Origin of the sequence: Bacillus sp. FSL P4-0248 (assembly GCF_038593305.1) — a bacterium.
Classification (GTDB): Bacteria; Bacillota; Bacilli; order Bacillales; family Bacillaceae; genus Bacillus; species Bacillus safensis.
Map to the genome: position 1 here is coordinate 249,961 of NZ_CP151983.1, position 15,597 is coordinate 265,557.

Sequence of the window (15,597 nt, forward strand, 5' to 3'; positions counted from 1 at the left end):
TCCCTTTCTAAAAAAAGGGAAGTTTTTTGTTTTTAACTGGAAAAATACCAATTAATGTCGATAGTAATATAGTAGGAAAAAAAAGGAGGATTTATCGATGAAAAAAATCATGTTTGCTTTCTTTCTATCATTGCTTCTCGTATTCCCAAGCTTTGCACATGCTGAAGAAACAGGTGCAGTACCAGCATCCGTTCAAGTAACAAGTGTCACAGCAGCCGATAGTGGAATAGTGAATTACGGCTATGGCAGTAAATATCGCGTGGGTTCTTATTATCCAGCTACGTTTAAAGGAACACTAAAAGATGCAAGCGGGAACCTCATGCCTAATCAGCCGATCAAGCTTTATTTTGAAGCAGCCATCAAATCATATGCTCAAACAGCGACAGGCACAACAGACGAGAATGGACAGTTTTCACTAACGTTTCAAGTTCCTGCAGGTGCAGGCTACCAATCATACAATAATGCAGGCTGGTCAACACATTACTACGATATCGTTCCAGTGACGTTTACGTCAAACGACATCAAACTATCTTCAAATGTCACAAGTGTGTACCATTTGGCATATACATCACGTTATTAATCTCATAGAAAAAAGGATGTCATCAGGTGACATCCTTTTCTTTTTGTTAGCAAACCTGCTGGGCGGCAACCGAATGAGTCGATAAACAAACACTCATCAGCCGTTATTCCCAGATTCGATCGAGCGTTTAACTTTTCAACTTGAGCTTTGATAGATAAGAACTTTCACACTTGAACTTTGATCCTTGAACGTTCAGCTTTGAGCTTTTATCAAGGATCATCCTAAGATGATCATCAGATGAGGAGGGAATGACCTTTCCCTCGGAGGTGTTTAGTCCTATCGATTTTCGGCTCACTAACAAAATCAATTAATCAATCTGTATTTTCGTTAGTGTATTGCTTTCAGACAAGGAAAAATCAACTTCCATTTGGAAATCTTCAATTTCTTTCGAAAGCTGTTCAATTTTCACTCGAAGGCGAAGCGGATCGATGATCACCGCCTCATTTTCAGCTAGAAAAGACTTCACGATCTCTTGGTTGGCAGCCGCTTGTGTCTTTCCATCTTTCCCAAACAAGGTTTCTAAATGCTGATCAAGTCTCATTTTCACATCTTCATTCGTTTGTTCAGCTTTGTCGACCAACTCTTTGTACACCTGTTTCATTTTCCGTAAATAACGAATATCGTAGTCTATCGACGTCTTTCGTTCAATCGCTTCTGCCACCGTCATACGGACACCCGCCACATCAATCATTGTGGTTGCATTTGATACAACGATGGCTGATTTGATGGCATTCCGGCGTTTGATTAAAGCTCGAATCGATTGATCATCAGCCTTCGCCTTTTTTTCAATCTCTTCTTGATTCTGAAATCCGTGCTGTATATGTTTGCCGATCATCAATCCACCGAGTACGGCTTCATCAACGGTTCGATTGATTCTTTTATCTAACATTTTCAGTTCACTTAATGCTCTTGTAATGGTCATTTCCATATTCACGACAACTCCCTTGGTTCATCCTGAAATCATAGATTCCTATCATATACCAAAGTGTGCTTCTTTTACTAGCGATATCCTTTTTTGTCAGATGAAAAAACCCTGATGTTTATACACCAGGTTTTTCGCGTTTTTTCTGAATCCAAGCTGTCACGTAATAGGCAGCATAGCAGAGCGCAATGAAAGGAATGCCGCAGATGAGGGCAATCCGCTGATTTGGATCAAAGGCAATGCCAATGACAGATGCAAGACATAGGAGGAAGGCTGCAATCGGAACTACTGGATAGAGCGGTGTTCGAAAGGATAAATCATGAAGCTGTCCGCCTTCCTGTAAAAATCTTTTCCGAAACATAAATTGTGAGGCAGCAATCCCCATCCATACAACCACAACGGCCAGTCCAGAGATTGACACTAGGACAAGGTATACCGTTTCTGGTGCGATCACGCTCGATAGCAAAGAAAGAATCCCACCGATCATACTTAAAATGAGTGCATTCAAAGGAATGCCTTTTGACGTCAGCTTCGCCAGTTTTTTAGGAAGTGTCCGTTCCTCAGAAAGCGACCAAAGCATACGAGATGATGCGTATAATCCTGAGTTTGCGGCAGATAAGATCGCGGTCAGGATGACAAAATTCATGAAATCTGCGGCATAAGGAATCCCGATACGATCAAATACCACGACAAATGGGCTTTTGATCACCCCGGCTTCTTCTACTGGAATCAAGCCAGCCAACACAACGATCGTTCCAACGAAAAACAGGACGAGACGCAGGACGGTTGTGCGAATTGCTCTTGGAATGGTCTCGTCAGGATTGACGCTTTCACCCGCAGCAATCCCAATCAACTCCGTACCTGAAAAAGCAAAGTTGACCGCAAGCATCGTCATTAAAATTGGTAAAAAGCCGTTTGGGAAAAGCCCGCCTTCGCCAGTGAAATTAGAAAAGAACGGAGCGGCCTCACCGCCCTTTAATGGGATCAAACCAAACATGGCAGCTCCGCCAAGAATAATAAAGAGAATAATAGCCATCACTTTAATACTGGAAAACCAAAACTCTGATTCTGCAAAAAACTTGACTGTAAATGCATTCAGTAAAAAGATGAGAAGAGCAAAAACACCACTCCACATCCAAACTGAAGTGTCTGGAAACCAGCGCTGCATTAATAGTCCTGCGGCTGTAAATTCCGAACCGAGTGCCACTGTCCATGTCAGCCAGTATAGCCAAGCAACCGTATAGCCTGTACCAGGTCCAATGTATTTTGTTGCATACGTATGAAAAGCCCCTGTGACCGGCATTGCGACAGACAGCTCACCTAAACAAAGCATCACGAGGTAGACAATTAAAGCCCCGACAAGATAGGCAAGAATGGTCCCCGCAGGTCCGGCCTGATTGATGGTATACCCCGAGCTTAAAAAGAGCCCTGTTCCAATGACGCCGCCTAGAGAAAGCATGAACAGGTGCCGGCTCGTCATTTTTCGTTGATATTGTTGTGACTGATCTTTTGCTTGTTCCATGTCTTCCCGCCCTTTTGCTTAGAAGTATGTGTGATGATTCATGATGCTACGATGTGGTTCGTTTTAAGATGTCATTGATATCTTCTGGGGTCGTCCGGCAGCAGCCGCCGATGATATGCGCGCCGTCTTTGTACCATTGATGCGCACATTCCCCAAAAGTAAGATGAGACGTATCTCCGTTCCATACTTTTTCTTCAGGATCATATATTTCACCTGAGTTTGGATATACCACAATCGGTTTGCTCGTTCCCTTTTTCATTTCTTGAATAAGAGAAGTAATAAATTGCGGCGGCGTACAGTTCACGCCGACGGCAGCGATTTGTTCATAAGGCTCAAGCGCCTGTACACATTCTCGAATGGAATCACCTTCACTAATGTGCAGGCCATCCTTTGCGCTGAATGTGATCCAAGCAGATACCCCGCTGAATTCATCCTGCAGCAGCTTTGCAATGGCAGTTGCTTCAATCAGACAAGGAATCGTTTCGCATGCAAGAATATCTGCACCCGCTTCTACTAATGCCTGAATTCTTGGTCTGTGAAAATCAATAAGAGCCTGCTCTGAGAGTCCATAATTTCCTTTATATTCTGAACCATCAGATAAATAAGCGCCGAATGGCCCCACAGATCCAGCGACAAATGGTTTTGTCCGTCCTTCACGACGCGCTTCATCCTGCCAAAAAAGATCGCGTGCCTCTTTCGCAAGAGTGACAGAGCGTTTCATGAGTTCAATCGCTTCTTCTTTTGTATAGCCTTTTTCAGCAAAGCCTTCAATCGTTGTTTGGTAGCTGGCGGTAGTTGCGCAGTCAGCACCTGCTTGGAAGTAGTCCAAGTGTACTTGCTGAATCAATTGTGGCTGTTCAATAAGTATTTTGGCTGACCATAAACGATCGTTTAAGTTACAGCCCTTTCGTTCAAGCTCTGTTGCTAATGCACCGTCTAAAATCAAAGGTGCGTGAGCCTGTAAACGGCTTTGAATAGGATTCATCGGAATCAAACAGCCTCCTTTTTAGATCGGAAATGATGGATATGATATGAGGCAGTAGTTTAAATGACTAAAGTGTTTTTGTCAAGGAGAGGAAAAAGCATCATAGGGCGGAAAAACCCGGAAAACATGCGGGTTTTGATGCATAAAAATGCAGTCAAAATAATAGAAAACCAAGTCATTGACAGCCTCTGAAAAGAGATATATATTATGGAAAGATTGATTTCAGAAAGCTTCATCAAAAGGCGCCGTCTTTTGATTTTTATGTTGTCCAACGACTGTCTTCTTTCGTGCAGAAAGAGGGTTTTTTATATGCTTAAAAAAGGAGGAAAGAAGAAATTGAAAAAATGTGTAAAAGATATAGCGATGATTCTAGTTGGTTCTTTTTTATTTGCCGCAGCAGTGAACATGTTTGTCATTCCGCTTGAATTTGGTGAAGGCGGCGTAACAGGGCTGTCCATTATTTTTTATTATTTGTTTGAGATTGCACCGTGGCTGACGAACCTCGTGTTTAATGCCATCTTACTGCTTGTCGGCTATAAGTATTTAGACAAGAAGACCACGATTTATACTGTGGTTGCCGTCGCAAGTAACTCTCTATTTTTGCACCTGACCACAACATGGGTCGTGAATGTTCATGAATTGATCATTGGAGCGATTTTTGCAGGAATTATCATCGGAATTGGGATTGGTCTTGTGCTCAGAGCAGGTGGAACAACGGCGGGTTCTGCCATTCTCGGAAGAATTGCCAACAAGTATTTAGACTGGAACGTGAGCTATGCCATTTTGTTCTTTGATCTGATCGTTGTATTTGCTTCCTATTTTATTATTGGTGCGGAAAAATTAATGTTTACCATTGTGATGCTGTACGTGGCGACAAAGGTGATGGACTTCGTGATAGAAGGACTTAACACGAAAAAGGCAGTGACGATTATTTCTTCATGCAAAGATGATATTGCGGAAGAAATCAATCACACCTTAGATCGAGGCGTAACGATTTTAAACGGACGCGGTCATTATTCAAAGGAATCGAAGGAAATTCTTTACGCGGTCATTCAAAAGCAGGAGCTCATGCGCCTTAAGAAAATTATTAAGAAAATAGATCGAGACGCATTCGTTGTTGTCCATGACGTACGCGATGTGTTCGGAGAAGGATTTGTGAATATATAAAAATGAAAAGACCCGAAAAAGGGTCTTTTTTTATTCTCTATACCTCTTGTCACACAATACTATGTAATGTATAGTATAAAGAGTTAGGAGTTGTAAACATGAATGCACAATTAAAAAAAGGATTACTGGAATTTTGTGTACTGGCGGTATTAAAGAAAGGCGATTCCTATGGTTATCAAATCATTAAAGATATGTCCCATTGTATTGAGATTTCAGAATCGACATTGTATCCGATTTTAAAGCGTTTAGAGCAAAACAATTATGTGGAGACCTATTCCCAGGAACATAACAGTCGATTAAGAAAATACTACCGCATGACAGAAAGCGGGCGGGAGCATATGGCGCAGTTTTTAGAGGAATGGGATCAGGTGATGGCGATTTACGACTTTATTTCTGGAGGACAGGGCAATGAATAAAAAAGAATTTTTGAGCAGCCTAAAGAAGCATCTGCATCTTCTAGGCGACAAAGATAGTGATCGGTTTATCGAATACTACGATGAAATGATTGAGGATTATCAGGAAGATGGCTACAGTGAAGAGGAAGCGGTTCATCAAGTCGGGCAGCCTGCTATGATCGCTGAAGGGATTATGAAGGAACAAGGAATAAAAACCGTTCAGGTGCCGACGTTTGGAGAAAAAGCGACGAGACTCTCCATTCTCATTTTAGGCTTTCCGTTATGGGGCAGTATTCTAGCAACAGTCTTCCTGCTGATTCTTTCTGTGTATATGGTGATTTGGTGCATTCCACTCGTGACAGGTGCATTGACGCTTACTGGTCTGCTCGGCGGTTTTTGGAGCATCATTGGTTCTCCATTTATTTTTCAGGACGGTTTGCATGTGGTGGTGACGCAGGTTGGCGTTGGTATTCTTCTATTAGGTGTCGGATTATTAAGCGGCATAGCCACAGCGTATTTGACAAAGCTATTTGTGCAAATGACTATTCAAACCACTAAGGCATTCATGGGAATGTTTAAAAAGAAGGTCGTGAGAGTATGAACGTGAATGATTTAAAAAAGCAATGTATCAAATGGGGGATCATCTTCACCGTTGCCGGAGGAATTGTCATGGCAATTGGTTTTGGACTATCAGGCTTTGATTTAGATGCATATCACAACAATGACGAGAGTAACGTGTTCCGCACCATTAATTGGAGCAAGCCATAATAAATGAAAAAACCCGCTTATGCGGGTCTTTTTTTCGCTCGGGCCACAAAGAAGAAATAACAGCAAAGTGCGCCTAGATCACAAAGCATAATGATTAGACCCATTGGAAAAGCTGTTTGGCTTCCGGCTAGTCCGACAAGAGGGGTCATGCAAGCGCCTAGCAGCATTTGTGCCACACCGATCAGTGCAGCTGCACTTCCTGCATGCGCTCCGTGATGCTGCATCGCAAGAGACGGCGCAGATGTGCCGACAATTCCAACGCTTGAGACAACAAAAAACAGCGGAATCAGAATACCGTACAATCCTGCATCAATTGAGATCATGAAAAATAAAGTGACTCCCCCTAATGCAGCTATCAGCAATCCAATGCGAAGAACTTTCTCTTCACCGATTTTCGCAGCGACTCGGGCAAATACTTGTCCAGCCGTGATAATCCCAAGACTATTTACCGCAAAGGCCGCACTAAATCCTTGTGGAGAAAGGTTAAAAATCTCCTGAAGCACAAACGGTGAACCTGAAATATAGGCAAACATTGCTGCGAAGACAAGACCTTGTGATAGGGCATATCCAACAAAGAGACGATCGCTCGCTAGAATTTTCATCGCACCTAGGATCTGTTTGAAGCCCCCAGTCTGTCTGCGTTCCGCAGGTAAGCTTTCTTTCAATGAAAACATTGATCTTAGGAGCATTAGCGCTCCGAGGATTCCTAGAAGAACAAACACACCCTGCCACGTCGTGAACCGTAACATTTGTCCGCCCACGATAGGTGCCGCTGCCGGAGCAACCCCGTTGACTAACATCAGCAGTGCAAAGAATTTCGTCATTTCTGATCCTTCATAATGATCTCGGACAATGGCTCGTGCAATGACAATGCCAGCTGAACCAGCAAGTCCTTGAATCAATCTAAGAAGAATGAACGTCCAAATCGATGTGACCACTGTACAAAGAAGGGATGCTGCAATAAAAATGATCAATCCAATCATGAGCGGCTTTCTTCTGCCGACTGTATCACTGATTGGACCTGCAATCAGCTGTCCAAGAGCAAGTCCAATCAAACAAGCCATGAGACTTAACTGAGACAGCGCCGTGCTTGCTTCAAAGTCACGGGCGATATTAGGTAAAGCAGGTAAATACATATCCATTGCCAGCGGAGCAAGGGCGGTTAAAGATCCGAGCAATGCGGCAAGGAGAAATCGATTTTTTTTCGATTCTTGGGGATAAGATAAAGAACTCATATGATGACAACACTCCTCGTATACTTCCTCAACACAGCATAATGAATCAAGCGTTCCTTTTCAATGAAAATTTTTCAAAGATGATTTCGTGCAAAATGATTGATCTTTCGAATGAGACTCTTTACATTGAATGAGTAGAGAAAAGAGTAAGGTGATCGCATGCAGTGATTGCATGATACGTATATCCACTAATAGAGAGCAGGAGGTGCTGACATGAAGCAGCAAGAGCTGATCATTCGTCAAGCAGTCAAAGAAGATCATGAGGCTATCACACGCGTGCTGATCAAATCCTATGCACAGTATGAGCCTCAATTTACAGAGGAAGGCTGGCAAAATTATTCTGCCGCGCTTGCAGCAGCTGTAGATAATCCGAACATGGAGCTGATGCTTGTGGCGGAGCTTGGCGGCAAAGTCGTAGGGACGCTTCAAATGTTCCGCTCATCAGAGCAAGCGTATGATAAACCCGAAATGGGCATTACATCAGCCATCGTCCGGTTTTTAGGAGTAGATCCCGATGTGAGGGGAAAAGGCATTGCAGAGTCATTGCTGCGTAAAAGTATTGAACTGACGCAATCATGGGGCGAAAATGTCCTGTATCTTCATACATCTGATAAAATGCAGGCCGCCATTCGCTTATATGAACGAATGGGCTTTGAGCGTGCGCTTGATAAAGAATTTGTGAACCAAAATGGGACACATGTCAAGAGCTATCAATATGTGATCAAGAAAGAACAGCCGGCAGGTTCATCAAATCACGCGTAATAAAAGGAAGAGCAAGTCCTGCACGGGCAGCTCTTCCTTTTTTCAATTTACGCCCACAGTGCCAGCGCCCAATATGATACCCCCCAGGATATTAAACCGAACATGACAAAGAATTTTAACATGCGCTCATAAGGAGACAGCTTTCGTTCTCTCTTCGTTTTCACCAGCTGCCAATAAAGGACATAGCCGCAAATCATGAGGATGATTTGTCCAAGCTGTGTAAAGTTTTCAAGAATCGTGATTCCGTTCATTTCTTTCACCTCATCATAGGGCTTCCATAAGTAAATGAGGCAATCCTTTATTTCTTCAGAAAAAATCGGTGTATACTGGAAAGAAACGAGATGTTTAGAGGGAGTTGTGACATGTTGTTTTCGCTGCATGCGAATCGTTGGGATGAAGTCATCGAGAGAAAAATCAAATACGATCAGAAAGTTGTGGAACATACCTGTCAGCTGTTAGATGCACAGGGACAGCAGGCTGTGCTGTTTCACAAGATTGAAGACCCATTTACGATGAGGGCAGGTGCTGGTTTTCTGACCATTCCAAAAGGGAGCTATACGACCGCCTATTATTGGAAGGATCGTCCTTATAACATATATTTCTGGAGAGATGATCAAGGAAAGGAACTAGGATCTTATTTGAATATGGTGGGAGATACACAGTTCAACGGGCAGCTGGTCATGTTTGAAGACCTCATTATTGATCTTCTCGTTCTTCCGACTGGTGAAGTCTATGTACTGGATGAAGATGAATTGCCGGAGAGTTTAGCGGATTTTGAGAACGGCGCAGTACGGCGGGCATTAGAAGGCGTGACGGCTTCGTTAGAAAGCATTCTCGATCAAGTGAGGGCAGATGCCGAAGGGAAATATCATCACAGCTTGTTTGAGCCGATGTTGAGATAGAAAAAACGATTCCTCGCTGAAAGGAATCGTTTTTTTCTGTTAGACCTTAATACGGTTTAATCGTTTTTGTAAATTGGTTTTTGTTTTGGAGGCTTTTAGCTGTTTGACAGCGCTTTGAGCCGCTGCTTTTGTTTTCTTTGTTCGTTTGGATTCCGCTTTTTTGACCTTTTGTTTAGCATCTGTCACTTTCTTTTGATAAGCGACTTGTTTTTTTACTTTGTCAAGCCGGTTTTGCAGGCTTGTTTTTTCTTTGCCTTTGTTTAGTTTTTTGATGGCCGTTTGAGCACTTTTAATAGCGCTCTGTGTTTTGTTCTTTTCGGCTGCTTTGACCTTTGCACGTGCCGAGCGGATATCAATGGCTGCTTGGACTTTCTTCACCCGTTCTGTGAGTGCTGTTTTTTGCTTGCTTGCAGTGAGCCGGCCAATTCTCGTTTTGGCTTGATTGACATCTGCCTGCTTTTTAGATGTTTCGGCTTTTTTGACAGCACTTGCCGCAGCCTTTAAAAAGGTGGATTGCGGCACATATTGCACGCGGCCATAGCCGAATTGCGGATCCTTCCCTTTTGCACCAAGATCCACTGTATAGCTGCGCAATAAAGTGCGAAGCTGTGCATTTGTTTTCTTCGGATGAAGCTGTTTTAACAGTGCGAGCATTCCTGTGACATGCGGTGCAGCTTGTGATGTCCCCGTTGCATACCAATATTCATTTTTTAAATAAGTGCTGATGACGTTCTCGCCAGGGGCAGAAAATTCAATCCCTTTCCCTGTATTCGAGATAGACGCAAGTTTGTCTTTGTCAGTCGTTGCAGAAACGGCAATGACACTATTGTAAGCGGCAGGGTAGCTAATATGATTCTTTTTTCCATCATTTCCGCTTGCAGCAACCACGAGCAGTCCTTTTTTATAGGCTTCATCTACTGCTGAACGCAAGATGGGGATATTGTCTTCAAAGCCTAAACTTAAATTAATAATGTCCATCTTGTTGGTAATCGCCCAATCGATGCCTCGAAGCAGACTATACAGGTCGCCTTCTCCCTTTTTATCTAACACTTTCACAGCATACAGCTTCACACCAGAAGCAACGCCGACTGTTCCATAATCGTTATTAAGCGCACCAATCGTGCCGGCGACATGTGTGCCATGTCCTTCATCATCTTTATAAGAGGATGTGTAGTTCACGAATGATTTACCGCCGGATACCTTTAAATCCTCGTGTGAGAAAATGCCAGTATCTAAAACGGCTACTTTTACATTTTTACCAGTGACGCCTTCTTTTATTGCTTGCTTGATATTTAGTTTTTGCAGATTGTAAGATTTTTGTACCAATGCATCCTGATTAGTAGCAGCGGCTGTTTTCTTCACAGTAGAAGCCGCGAGTTTAACCTTTACGTTTTTTGAGACGTAAGCGATGTTTGGGTCTTTTTTGAGTGAGGTGACCGCTTGTTCATCTGCTGTCACAGCGACAGCGGGAAGATGTATGTACTGTGCGTTCACTTTCTCACTTTCCTCAATCGCTGTTTGTTTTCCTTTTTGATTTTTATAGACGATGATGACATCTGTTTCTTTTGGCGGTGCAGCTGCCTGCGAATGGAAGGGCAAAGCAGTTGTCAACGCAAGAAGAAACGCAATGACGATAAGTAATTTCCTTTTCAATGCATGGCTCCTCTCATCCGATGACCTCGGTCTTTTTTTCTCTATTATATCGGAGAAAGCAGAGGGATGGGATAGTAGAATTGTCGTCTTGTTCAGAAAGTTATTTTTACAAGTAACCTGAAATTGAAATTCATAGAATTCTAGTAGACAATAGAGACATCATGATAAGAGAAAGAAGGACATGCTGATGAACGTAAAAGAGTATATGACGTATGATGCGGCTGGCTTGGCAGCACTTGTGCAGAATAAGCAGGTAAAGCCCGAGGAGCTTATGCAGGCTGCATTTGATAGATTGAATGAGGTCAATCCAGAACTAAACGCTGTGATACGGACGAGACAAGAACAAGTTTTAAAAGACATCAAGGAGTTACATGAGTATCAGCCATTTGCTGGTGTTCCGTTTGTGCTGAAAAATATATCGCAAGGGATTAAAAATGAATCGCTGACAGCAGGAGCTTTGCTGTTAAAGGATGTAAAAGCAAATTCGGATTCGCACTTTGTTGATCGGTTGAAGCAGGCTGGTTTTCTCATGATCGGACATACAAATACACCGGAATTCGGTTTAAGAAATGTGACAGAGCCTGCTTTACATGGTCCAACGAGAAATCCTTGGAATACGGACTATTCTCCGGGCGGCTCAAGCGGCGGGACAGCAGCAGCCGTTGCAAGCGGCATTGTACCTGCTGGCGGAGCAAGTGATGGCGGTGGTTCCATCCGGATTCCAGCATCCTTTACCGGTTTGTTCGGCCTTAAGCCCACGCGGGGAAGAACGCCGGTAGGCCCAGGCGCAGGAAGGCAGTGGCAAGGGGCTTCCATCGACTTTACACTCACAAAAACAGTACGGGACAGTGCAGCCCTTCTTGATCTACTTCAAGTCATTCAACCTGAAGCTGCTTTCCAAACTCCGTTATACGATGGCAGTTACCAAGAGGATCTGGCGAAACGTACATCTTCTATGCGAATTGCTTACAGCGTAGAATCTCCAGTTGGCACGAAGGTCAGTGAGGAGGCGAAGCGGGCGGTTCAGCAAACAGTGAAATGGTTGAGTGAGCAGGGTCATCAAGTAGAAGAAGCCAAGCCAGAAATTGATGGGGTTCATCTCATGCAGCAATATTACGTGATGAACAGCGGAGAAATGTCTGCGTTATTCACTTCCTTGGCTCGTTCGTTAGGGCGTCCAGTAAAGCCGGAGGAAACGGACATCGTGGCATGGGTGCTGGCGGAGGCTGGCAAGAATGTGACCGCTGCTGCTTATACAGAAAGTCTTGATGCGTGGGATCGGGCTGCTGCACAAATGGCATCATTTCATCAAACCTACGATCTCTATGTGACACCAGCTACTGCCTATTCAGCTCCAAAGGTAGGTGAGCTTATGCATTCAGATCAGGAAACAGCCGCACTTTTACGTGTGTCATCCCTTTCAATGCAAGCACAGCAGGATCTTATTTATGACATGTTCCTCAAGAGCTTGACCTACACCCCATTTACACAGCTTGCCAACTTAACAGGTCAGCCATCAATGAGTGTTCCTGTTCATCTGACTAGCGCGGGCATGCCTTTAGGGGTACAGGTGACAGCACCTAAAGGAAAAGAGGACTGGCTGCTCAGGCTTGCGGCGGAAATGGAGACATCCTCGATTTGGAAAGGAACTAGTCAATTAAATCGATAACGCATGATCAGCGACTTTGGTCTATGGAGGGAAAAGAGTGTCACACGTGAGTACGAAGGACAAAATCATTCAAACGGCAGCACTTCTTTTACGTAAACAGGGATACCATGCGACAGGATTGAATCAAATTATCAGAGAGAGCGGCACACCTAAAGGCTCTCTTTATTATTACTTTCCAAATGGAAAAGAAGAGCTGGCTATTGCATCTGTTGAACACATTAGTCAAAAGGTCATTAATCAAATTGAAGAAGGCTTTGCCTATTCGGATGACCCATATATCGCCATCGATCGTTTTATGACAAAGATCATTCGAGGATTTATGGAGAAAGAAAGTGAAAGAGGGATTCCAATTGTCTTGCTGGCGGCAGAGTCCAAGCCTGAAAACGCGCAGCTTCATGCTGCATGCAAACAAGAAATGATCCGCTGGCAGGAGCTTGTAAAAGAAAAGCTAATGAACAGCGGGTATGAAGAAAACAAAGCGGATGAGCTGGCTTCTCTCCTTCACTCAATGGTCATCGGGGGTTTATCGATGACCACTGCACTCAAACAAACGACCCCTTTAGAACACGTAAAAAGGTACCTTAGACATTTATTTATGCGAGATGAGTAAAATCTCTCGCATATTGTCTATCTATTATATCAATTGGTCTATATAATATAGATAGTCAATTTGTCACGAGGAGTGATGGGATGTCGGAGCAACCGCAATCGATGAAGCAATCCGAAGGTACCTCTTTTTATACCGTGTCTGGTTCCGGAAAGCTGTATGGGCTGGAGAATCAGCTTGTTCATATGCTGGCAGAAGCAAATCAAACGAATCAGCTGTTTGAGCTTGCCTTAATCACAGGGGGGAAAGGAGCTTATTTCCCGCTGCACTGTCATGAGCACTTATTTGAAACTATTTTTGTACTGGAAGGAAAGCTTGAAGTGATGCTGGACGGTAAAAAATACATGGCCACAGCCTTTGATTATATTCATATCCCGCCCAAAACGATTCATGGCTACAGAATGCATAGTCATAAAACAAGATTTATTTCATATACGCTGGGCGGAAAAATGACAGATGTCTATCAGCAAATTGGAAAGAGGCTTTTTCAGAATGAATGGTCTATGACTCATCATGCTTTTGATGCAGCCAGTTTTCAGCAGGCTGAAAAAGAAAGCGATATCATCCTGATGCATGGAATCAGAGAACTGTCTAATACAACGAGGCCCTCCGTTTTATTTCATAGTCAGCTTCCTCACGAGGTACAGCCTTATGTATTAGAGGCTGGTGAAGGGAAGCAATACATCATTGATGGCCAGATTCATGAGCTGATTGCAACAGTAGAAACAACAGGAGGCGGATTCAGTCATTTTGTGGTTGAAGGAGCGAAGGGGAAATATTTCCCGCCGCATTATCATCAAGTTCATACAGAAGCAATCTATTGTGTTGAAGGGAAGATGAACCTTCATTTGAACGGAGAGGATATTTGCTTGATGCCGGGTGACTTTGCCTATATCCCGCCGGATACGATTCACTCTTATGAATTTGTGTCTCATTCAAATAAAATGTTGGTTTTGCTGCTTCCAGGAGAAATTGAGCAGGTGTATGAACAGTTTGAAGAATCTCCAAGCCCAAGTATATGTCCTTATTTTATTCAAGAAGGGAACTTCATGTTCGATCGGGAGACTTCAACTCAATATGATTTGTTTTTTGTCGAAAAAGATTAACTGTGTAACGCGTTACACAACATCATGAGTCTGTCGAAACAATCGACAGGCTTTTTTTGTTTTTTACCTCCTCCACATAAATTGCTCATTTGATGAATGAACCATTCATTCAAGGTGAAGCTATGTAAAGATGATTTGAGCTAAAGGAGGAAGTGCATGTGAGAGCTGTTACTTATCAAGGGAAAAATAGCATTGCAGTGAAGAAAGTAGATGCACCGTCGATTCAAGATCGGGAAGATGTGATCATACGTATTACATCAACAGCAATTTGTGGATCAGATTTACATTTGTATCAGGGGAATTTCCCGCTTCCAATCGGCTATGTAATTGGGCATGAACCAATGGGGATTGTGGAGGAAGTTGGCCCGGATGTCACAGCCGTAAAAAAGGGAGACCGTGTCGTCATTCCATTTACAGTTGCATGTGGTAAATGCCAATATTGCGATCATCACTTAGAAAGCCAATGTGACAACTCAAACCCGCACTACGATTCGGGTGGGCTTTTTGGCTATAGTGAGAAATATGGGAACTATCCCGGAGGACAGGCAGAGTATTTACGTGTACCTTTTGGCAACTACACCCCGTTTAAGATTCCAGAGGATTGTGAGCTGGAGGATGAACAATTGCTCTTCTTATCAGATGTCCTGCCAACCGCCTATTGGAGCGTAGAGCACGCAGGTGTGAAAAAAGGCGATACGGTCATCGTGCTAGGCTGTGGTCCTGTTGGGTTAATGGCGCAGCAATTTGCTTGGCAAAAAGGGGCTGAACGTGTGATTGCCGTCGATTACATTGATTACCGCCTGCGGCATGCAAAACGAATGAGCGGCGTGGAGGTCTTTGATTTTACAGAAGATCCCGACATGGGAGAAACGTTAAAGGAGCTCACCAAGGGCGGAGCCGATGTTGTGATTGATTGTGTGGGAATGGACGGAAAGAAGTCGCCGCTTGAAAAAATTGAGCAAAAACTCAAGCTGCAAGGCGGAACGATCGGACCCATTCAAATTGCCACAAAAGCCGTTCGCAAATGTGGAACAGTGCAGATGACGGGTGTGTACGGCGGCCTGTACAACATGTTTCCATTAGGCGCTTTTTTCGCAAGAAACGTCACCCTGAAAATGGGCCAAGCCCCGGCGAGAGGATACATGTCAAAGCTCTATCAAAAAGTGACAAGCGGTGAAATTGATCCTAGAGCGATTATTACTCACAAATTGCCATTAGATGAAGCTGCTCATGCGTACCACATCTTCAATGACAAACAGGATGATTGTATAAAGGTCGTTTTAAAGCCATAAAAAAAGAAGACAAAGAGCTTTTAGCCCTTTGT

General features: G+C 43.5%; 17 protein-coding genes. 11 read left to right on the forward strand and 6 right to left on the reverse strand.

Features of this window, described 5'->3' with window-relative positions; translation table 11 throughout:
- Positions 1 to 97 precede the first annotated feature (97 nt).
- Positions 98 to 580, forward strand: coding sequence for an Ig-like domain-containing protein (locus tag NST65_RS01385; RefSeq protein WP_061110437.1), 483 nt, complete (start codon positions 98 to 100; stop codon positions 578 to 580).
- A gap of 307 nt (positions 581 to 887) precedes the next feature.
- On the opposite strand, the gene NST65_RS01390 is transcribed toward NST65_RS01385, so the two are convergent.
- The 3 genes from NST65_RS01390 to mmuM all read right to left on the reverse strand — a co-directional run bounded on the left by NST65_RS01390 (position 888) and on the right by mmuM (position 4,009).
- Positions 888 to 1,508, reverse strand: coding sequence for a hypothetical protein (locus NST65_RS01390; RefSeq protein ID WP_024427434.1), 621 nt, complete (start codon positions 1,506 to 1,508; stop codon positions 888 to 890).
- A 112-nt stretch (positions 1,509 to 1,620) separates the two neighbouring features.
- On the reverse strand, positions 1,621 to 3,024 hold the full coding sequence (gene mmuP / locus NST65_RS01395) for an S-methylmethionine permease (RefSeq protein ID WP_024427433.1): 1,404 nt from the start codon (positions 3,022 to 3,024) through the stop codon (positions 1,621 to 1,623).
- Positions 3,025 to 3,070: 46 nt separating this feature from the next.
- Entirely contained in the window at positions 3,071 to 4,009 is a 939-nt protein-coding gene (gene mmuM / locus NST65_RS01400) for a homocysteine S-methyltransferase (RefSeq protein ID WP_061110491.1), read from the reverse strand.
- Between the two features lie 336 nt (positions 4,010 to 4,345).
- Here mmuM and NST65_RS01405 point away from each other — a divergent pair, with 336 nt between their 5' ends.
- The 4 genes from NST65_RS01405 to NST65_RS01420 all read left to right on the forward strand — a co-directional run bounded on the left by NST65_RS01405 (position 4,346) and on the right by NST65_RS01420 (position 6,339).
- Positions 4,346 to 5,176, forward strand: a complete 831-nt coding sequence (locus tag NST65_RS01405) for a YitT family protein (protein ID WP_034283328.1) — start codon at positions 4,346 to 4,348, stop codon at positions 5,174 to 5,176.
- A gap of 98 nt (positions 5,177 to 5,274) precedes the next feature.
- Positions 5,275 to 5,592, forward strand: coding sequence for a PadR family transcriptional regulator (locus tag NST65_RS01410; RefSeq protein ID WP_024424392.1), 318 nt, complete (start codon positions 5,275 to 5,277; stop codon positions 5,590 to 5,592).
- The gene (locus tag NST65_RS01415) at positions 5,585 to 6,172 is read left to right on the forward strand and encodes a DUF1700 domain-containing protein (protein ID WP_041106184.1); all 588 of its coding nucleotides are present in this window, start codon (positions 5,585 to 5,587) and stop codon (positions 6,170 to 6,172) included. The genes NST65_RS01410 and NST65_RS01415 overlap by 8 nt, the downstream gene beginning before the upstream one ends.
- Complete coding sequence (locus tag NST65_RS01420; protein WP_176967360.1) at positions 6,169 to 6,339, forward strand: hypothetical protein; 171 nt, start codon at positions 6,169 to 6,171, stop codon at positions 6,337 to 6,339. The genes NST65_RS01415 and NST65_RS01420 overlap by 4 nt, the downstream gene beginning before the upstream one ends.
- Positions 6,340 to 6,356: 17 nt before the next feature.
- On the opposite strand, the gene NST65_RS01425 is transcribed toward NST65_RS01420, so the two are convergent.
- The gene (locus NST65_RS01425) at positions 6,357 to 7,574 is read right to left on the reverse strand and encodes a multidrug effflux MFS transporter (RefSeq protein WP_087976296.1); all 1,218 of its coding nucleotides are present in this window, start codon (positions 7,572 to 7,574) and stop codon (positions 6,357 to 6,359) included.
- Positions 7,575 to 7,787: 213 nt separating this feature from the next.
- Between NST65_RS01425 and NST65_RS01430 the strand changes: the two genes are divergently transcribed.
- The gene (locus NST65_RS01430; protein WP_034283161.1) at positions 7,788 to 8,336 is read left to right on the forward strand and encodes a GNAT family N-acetyltransferase; all 549 of its coding nucleotides are present in this window, start codon (positions 7,788 to 7,790) and stop codon (positions 8,334 to 8,336) included.
- Between the two features lie 47 nt (positions 8,337 to 8,383).
- Here NST65_RS01430 and NST65_RS01435 read toward each other — a convergent pair whose 3' ends face one another.
- Entirely contained in the window at positions 8,384 to 8,587 is a 204-nt protein-coding gene (locus tag NST65_RS01435; protein WP_041116516.1) for a hypothetical protein, read from the reverse strand.
- A gap of 111 nt (positions 8,588 to 8,698) precedes the next feature.
- Here NST65_RS01435 and NST65_RS01440 point away from each other — a divergent pair, with 111 nt between their 5' ends.
- On the forward strand, positions 8,699 to 9,238 hold the full coding sequence (locus NST65_RS01440) for a DUF402 domain-containing protein (protein WP_169737559.1): 540 nt from the start codon (positions 8,699 to 8,701) through the stop codon (positions 9,236 to 9,238).
- A 39-nt stretch (positions 9,239 to 9,277) separates the two neighbouring features.
- Here NST65_RS01440 and NST65_RS01445 read toward each other — a convergent pair whose 3' ends face one another.
- Complete coding sequence (locus tag NST65_RS01445; RefSeq protein WP_251027251.1) at positions 9,278 to 10,891, reverse strand: S8 family serine peptidase; 1,614 nt, start codon at positions 10,889 to 10,891, stop codon at positions 9,278 to 9,280.
- A 187-nt stretch (positions 10,892 to 11,078) separates the two neighbouring features.
- On the opposite strand from NST65_RS01445, the gene NST65_RS01450 reads away from it, so the two are divergent.
- The 4 genes from NST65_RS01450 to NST65_RS01465 all read left to right on the forward strand — a co-directional run bounded on the left by NST65_RS01450 (position 11,079) and on the right by NST65_RS01465 (position 15,565).
- Positions 11,079 to 12,560, forward strand: coding sequence for an amidase (locus NST65_RS01450; RefSeq protein WP_070326736.1), 1,482 nt, complete (start codon positions 11,079 to 11,081; stop codon positions 12,558 to 12,560).
- Positions 12,561 to 12,597: 37 nt separating this feature from the next.
- Entirely contained in the window at positions 12,598 to 13,170 is a 573-nt protein-coding gene (locus NST65_RS01455) for a TetR/AcrR family transcriptional regulator (RefSeq protein ID WP_268468266.1), read from the forward strand.
- 80 nt (positions 13,171 to 13,250) lie between these two features.
- A complete protein-coding gene (locus tag NST65_RS01460) occupies positions 13,251 to 14,273 on the forward strand; it encodes a quercetin 2,3-dioxygenase (protein WP_342489244.1) in 1,023 nt (340 codons plus the stop codon).
- Between the two features lie 158 nt (positions 14,274 to 14,431).
- Positions 14,432 to 15,565 (forward strand): zinc-dependent alcohol dehydrogenase, encoded by a 1,134-nt coding sequence (locus NST65_RS01465; protein ID WP_024424382.1) that lies wholly within the window; start codon positions 14,432 to 14,434, stop codon positions 15,563 to 15,565.
- Positions 15,566 to 15,597: the final 32 nt, after the last annotated feature.

Excerpts from the sequence above, each read along its gene's own strand:
- NST65_RS01385 (WP_061110437.1), top strand. The coding sequence starts at position 98 with ATGAAAAAAATCATGTTTGCTTTCTTTCTATCATTGCTTCTCGTATTC.
- NST65_RS01390 (WP_024427434.1), bottom strand. The coding sequence starts at position 1,508 with ATGGAAATGACCATTACAAGAGCATTAAGTGAACTGAAAATGTTAGAT.
- mmuP (WP_024427433.1), bottom strand. The coding sequence starts at position 3,024 with ATGGAACAAGCAAAAGATCAGTCACAACAATATCAACGAAAAATGACG.
- mmuM (WP_061110491.1), bottom strand. The coding sequence starts at position 4,009 with ATGAATCCTATTCAAAGCCGTTTACAGGCTCACGCACCTTTGATTTTA.
- NST65_RS01410 (WP_024424392.1), top strand. The coding sequence starts at position 5,275 with ATGAATGCACAATTAAAAAAAGGATTACTGGAATTTTGTGTACTGGCG.
- NST65_RS01415 (WP_041106184.1), top strand. The coding sequence starts at position 5,585 with ATGAATAAAAAAGAATTTTTGAGCAGCCTAAAGAAGCATCTGCATCTT.
- NST65_RS01420 (WP_176967360.1), top strand. The coding sequence starts at position 6,169 with ATGAACGTGAATGATTTAAAAAAGCAATGTATCAAATGGGGGATCATC.
- NST65_RS01425 (WP_087976296.1), bottom strand. The coding sequence starts at position 7,574 with ATGAGTTCTTTATCTTATCCCCAAGAATCGAAAAAAAATCGATTTCTC.
- NST65_RS01430 (WP_034283161.1), top strand. The coding sequence starts at position 7,788 with ATGAAGCAGCAAGAGCTGATCATTCGTCAAGCAGTCAAAGAAGATCAT.
- NST65_RS01435 (WP_041116516.1), bottom strand. The coding sequence starts at position 8,587 with ATGAACGGAATCACGATTCTTGAAAACTTTACACAGCTTGGACAAATC.
- NST65_RS01440 (WP_169737559.1), top strand. The coding sequence starts at position 8,699 with ATGTTGTTTTCGCTGCATGCGAATCGTTGGGATGAAGTCATCGAGAGA.
- NST65_RS01450 (WP_070326736.1), top strand. The coding sequence starts at position 11,079 with ATGAACGTAAAAGAGTATATGACGTATGATGCGGCTGGCTTGGCAGCA.
- NST65_RS01460 (WP_342489244.1), top strand. The coding sequence starts at position 13,251 with ATGTCGGAGCAACCGCAATCGATGAAGCAATCCGAAGGTACCTCTTTT.